2 protein-coding genes and 2 pseudogenes are annotated in these 4386 nt (G+C 50.1%); 3 read left to right on the plus strand and 1 reads right to left on the minus strand.

Annotated elements, in window-relative coordinates:
* Nucleotides 1-234: 234 nt before the first annotated feature.
* From F0184_RS20335 to F0184_RS20340, 3 genes and pseudogenes are all read left to right on the plus strand, one after another.
* Nucleotides 235-675: pseudogene (locus tag F0184_RS20335) on the plus strand (transposase); the annotation flags it as partial.
* A 38-nt stretch (nt 676-713) separates the two neighbouring features.
* Nucleotides 714-881, plus strand: a pseudogene (locus F0184_RS20990) (IS481 family transposase); the annotation flags it as partial.
* A 72-nt stretch (nt 882-953) separates the two neighbouring features.
* Nucleotides 954-3593 carry a glycosyltransferase gene (locus tag F0184_RS20340; protein ID WP_150497966.1) on the plus strand — a complete coding sequence of 880 codons (2640 nt, stop codon included), beginning with the start codon at nt 954-956 and terminating at the stop codon, nt 3591-3593.
* A 140-nt stretch (nt 3594-3733) separates the two neighbouring features.
* Here F0184_RS20340 and F0184_RS20345 read toward each other — a convergent pair.
* On the minus strand, nt 3734-4386 hold a 653-nt coding region (locus F0184_RS20345), incomplete at its 5' end, for an integrase core domain-containing protein (RefSeq protein WP_244299400.1).

The raw sequence follows: 4386 nt of genomic DNA on the forward strand, positions 1-4386 counted from the left end.
CGGATCACGTTGCTCATCTCTTTGCCGTCGTCGTCATCAGTCATGCCATGCTCCCTTCAATCAGAATAAAGGGAACCGTACCAACCTGAAAATGTGCGAAAAATTTTGTACGTTATCTGGACATGCAACAATGAGCGGCCCAACATGGCCATCGGCGGTATTACACCCGCAATGAAACTGAAAAAAGCGGCCTGAAGTACAGTTATCGACCCAACGAAAAATGGGAGGATTACCGTGGCCATCATGGACTGGTTTACCCGCAAAGTTCTGTCCTGGCGCATCTCCAACACGCTGGAGGTCGACTTCTGCATCGAAGCGCTGAGCGAGGCGGTCAATCGGTTTGGCCCGCCCGAGATTATGAATACGGATCAGGGTAGCCATTTCACGTCCTTTGCCTGGACCGACCGGCTGAAGCGGGTCGGGACCCGGATCTCGATGGACGGAAAGGGCCGCTGTATCGACAACATCTTCATCGAGCGCCTGTGGCGGTCCTTGAAGTATGAATGTGTCTATCGGCACGCTTGGGAGACCGGATCGCAGTCCAAAGCCGGCGTTGCAAAATGGATCTCCTTTTACAATCGTCAGCGACCTCACACCGCCCACGGCGGACAGCCGCCCGCCGTGGTCTACTTCACCCAAACCGAAACCGACCAACAGAGGCAGAGAGCAGCGTAATTTACGCCGGAAACTGTCCAACGGATGGGGAGTAGTTCAAATGGGCGCATGCGCGCGCCTATACCTCCTCGCGGCACCGCGCAGCCAACCTGCCCATTTGGACCCACAAGTACAATTGGCACCGCCCCCAAAGCAGCTTAAACTCCAAACTACCAATCAGTCGTTTTGGCCTGTCACGCGACAACATGTTGAGGCTCCAAATCTAGTCTTGATAAACACGCCTTGGCTGCTGATCCGACTCATACGTCAACACTGAACTGTGTAAACCCTTGAAAAAAATGACTAAAATCCTGAGTGCAAGTCTGAATACAGAATTTCTTGAATGGCGCCGGTTCAAAAAAATCATCTCAAGTTCAGAACTCTTTGATCCCGAATTCTATCTAGCCCAACTCAGTGGAGTCGAAGCCTATGGCATTCCCCAGCGGGGCCGGGCTACCGAGAACAGAACCGCTCTCTTGAAACATTATTTCAAACTCGGCTGGAAGCTCGGTTATGCGCCTTCCGCATCATTCAGCTCACTACGTTATCTAAGGAGCCATAGGGACGTTTTACTATCTGGCAGTGAACCACTTTCGCATTACCTACAGCACGGCCAAAAAGAACACCGTACGGTTTATCGTGCTGAGCCCCTGGCTCGAGACCTCGAAGTCGAAGCTCGTTGGTTGCGCGCCAGCGGGCTGTTCGACGAAAACGCCTATCTACTGCGCTATCCAATAGTTCAGTTCCACAACCTCGATCCAATTGAACACTACCTATCAGTAGGTTTTCGAGTGTTTCTCGATCCCACACCCAATCAAACTCTATATGATTTTGCGGATCATAATGAGGACTTGCTCTTCCAGCCGGAATTTCTTCTGCCTATTTACATAAAGACTGAACGCCCCGAATTCAACCTACCAAGCAGCGCTGAAGCGGCTCCAATCCTTGGAGCCTGTCCCGAACGACTTGACGCCTCAATGGCATATACCCCGAGTGATTTTTGTCGAGCCGTAGCCTCCAAGTATGCAGCATTCCATTCGGACACATTATCCATCCCGTCGGTGACCTCCGCATCTGCCGATTGTAAAATTGGGGGTGTCGCGAAAATCAATATTGAGAAGGATATAGCAGTAGTAGTCGATTTCGGGTCGGATCCCCAGGAGGCTCTGGCCTGCGTTAAACACTTGGCCCATATGCGCAACTCTGAGCGCTGTGCCTTCTATGGACGAACCCAAAGGGCCAACCAAAGAACGATCGACGTCTTGAGAGAGATCCCATGGCTAAAACTTAGTCTGACACCGCAAGCTAATCCGTGGTTCACGGATGACTACAATAACCTAGTAGACAAGAAATTCCGCTATCTTCTAACGCTTAGAAGCGAGATTCTTGTCCCAACGGCGCTGATAGACGACATCATAAAAGCTTTTAATGATCATGAGGACGTTGATATTATAGCTCCCAAAATTATCGACTTCAATGAGCGTATTGTCGACTTCGGGGCGCAGCAAGCTAAAAACGGGAAGCTGGAGTGGCTAGCGATCGGTGCAGATTTTCATCACCCCCGCTGGAGCTATGCGCAACCTGTCGACGCTGTTTCTGGCGCCTGTGTAGCAATGAAACGAGAAAGTTGGAGGGCTCTTCAGGATGACCCAACCGCCAATATTTCTATAACACTACTCGCCTCGACCGTTTGCTTTACAATCCGGCGCGACCTCCGACACCTTCAATCAGGAAGATATAAAACGCGTCTGGAAGCTGAGAATATACAGCCAAGCTCTGTACCTGCGGAAACCATTTTGATTGTAGATGAAAAAACACCAGATCCCCTACAAGATTCTGGCTCCTTTATAACTGATCGAATAATCAGGAGCTACCGGAATATGGGTTACAGGGTCATCTTCTATCCAACCGCATTTCAGAAGTATCAGCGCAAGCAGGTTACCGATCTTCAACGACTTGGAGTTTACTGCGGGTATTCGCCTTATACAGAATCGCTTGGTGAACTTGTGCGTCCAGGGGCAGCTCCTGATTATTTTTTCTTTTTCCGATATACAACTTTAGAGCCAAATCTGGGCGTTCTGAAGACATACGTGCCACAGGTGCCTGTCATCCTACACAATGTGGATCTTCATTATCTGCGTGAAAAGCGCGAACAAGAATTAAGTGCCAAACAGGGTTATTCCCATACATGGCAATCAACCAGAAAACTGGAACTTCAGACCTACCAAAATACTGATTGCTTGATAGTGCACACCCAAAAAGAACATGATACCATCAAATCAGTAATCAATGATCAAGAAATCATTGTTTTCCCATATATCGCAGAAGTGAACCCGGGAACCGCTCCATTTGCAAAGCGAACCAACATCATGTTTCTGGGCGGGTTCACACATTCACCCAACATCGACTCCGTCCACTACCTTGTCGATGAAATATGGCCGTTGGTGCGCCACCGGTTACCACCCAACTGCAGACTGGACATTGTTGGCTCGAACCCAACACCAGACGTTTTGGACCTCGCTAACGACCAGATCTCAGTCCACGCCAATGCACCGGCACTGGAACCGCATTTCAATAATGCCCGCGTCTTTGTAGCACCACTCCGGTTCGGTGCCGGAATAAAAGGCAAGCTGATCCAAAGCCTGAGTTTTGGTGTACCATCCGTCGGCACCTCAATAGCGGTCGAAGGCATGGCTCTCATCGAAGATCAAGATATTAGTGTTGCAGACACCCCTGAGATATTTGCGTCAAAAATCATAGACTTATATTTCAATGAAGAAAAATGGAGCCGACAACGCGAGAATGGTCTCAGCTTTGTGGAAAGGAACTATTCGCAAAAACAATGTGACACAATTTGTGCTAAAGTACTTTCAATAGCCAGTTCACACGCACATTCTCAATTGAACCGCGCCGGGTTTGCCGGAGGCTCCAACTTCTGAGAAAGTGGAGCCGATATGAGCAAAACAACAAACAAGTTTTCGGTTGAAGTCGTCCAGTACGTTCAAGGTTCTGAAGCTGCGCCCATCGGCCAACTGATCGGGGTAATCCTCCCATTTTTCGTTGGGTCGATAACTGTACTTCAGGCCGCTTTTTTCAGTTTCATTGCGGGTGTAATACCGCCGATGGCCATGTTGGGCCGCTCATTGTTGTATGTCCATAGCCAGCGTGTGGCTTGGTCCTGTGCCTCCTCTATCGTTTCGAATATGTATTGTCCGAGCCATTCGTGGCGGACGGTTCGGTTGTCGCGCTCGACATAGGCGTTCTGCTGCGGTTTTCCCGGCTGGATATACTCCAGGCCGATCCCACGTCTTGAATCCCATATTTGCAGGGCTGCACTGACATGTTCCGGGCCATTGTCCCCCCGGATGTTCAACGGCTGTCCGCGCCATTCGATGATCCGTTCCAGGGTGCGGATAACACGAAGGGCTGGTATCGAGATGTCCACTTCAATGCCCAAACCCTCCCGGTTGAAGTCGTCCAGAACGTTCAAGGTCCTGAAGCTGCGCCCGTCAGCCAACTGATCCGACATGAAGTCCATCGACCAGGTCACATTCGGGCCATCGGGAACAGCCAGCGGTTCCGGCTTTTCGCGCACCAGGCGCTTTGATAACGTACAAAATTTTTCGCACATTTTCAGGTTGGTACGGTTCCCTTTATTCTGATTGAAGGGAGCATGGCATGACTGATGACGACGACGGCAAAGAGATGAGCAACGTGATCCGGATCGATGAA

Source organism: Roseibium aquae (assembly GCF_008711285.1).
Classification (GTDB): Bacteria; Pseudomonadota; Alphaproteobacteria; order Rhizobiales; family Stappiaceae; genus Roseibium; species Roseibium aquae.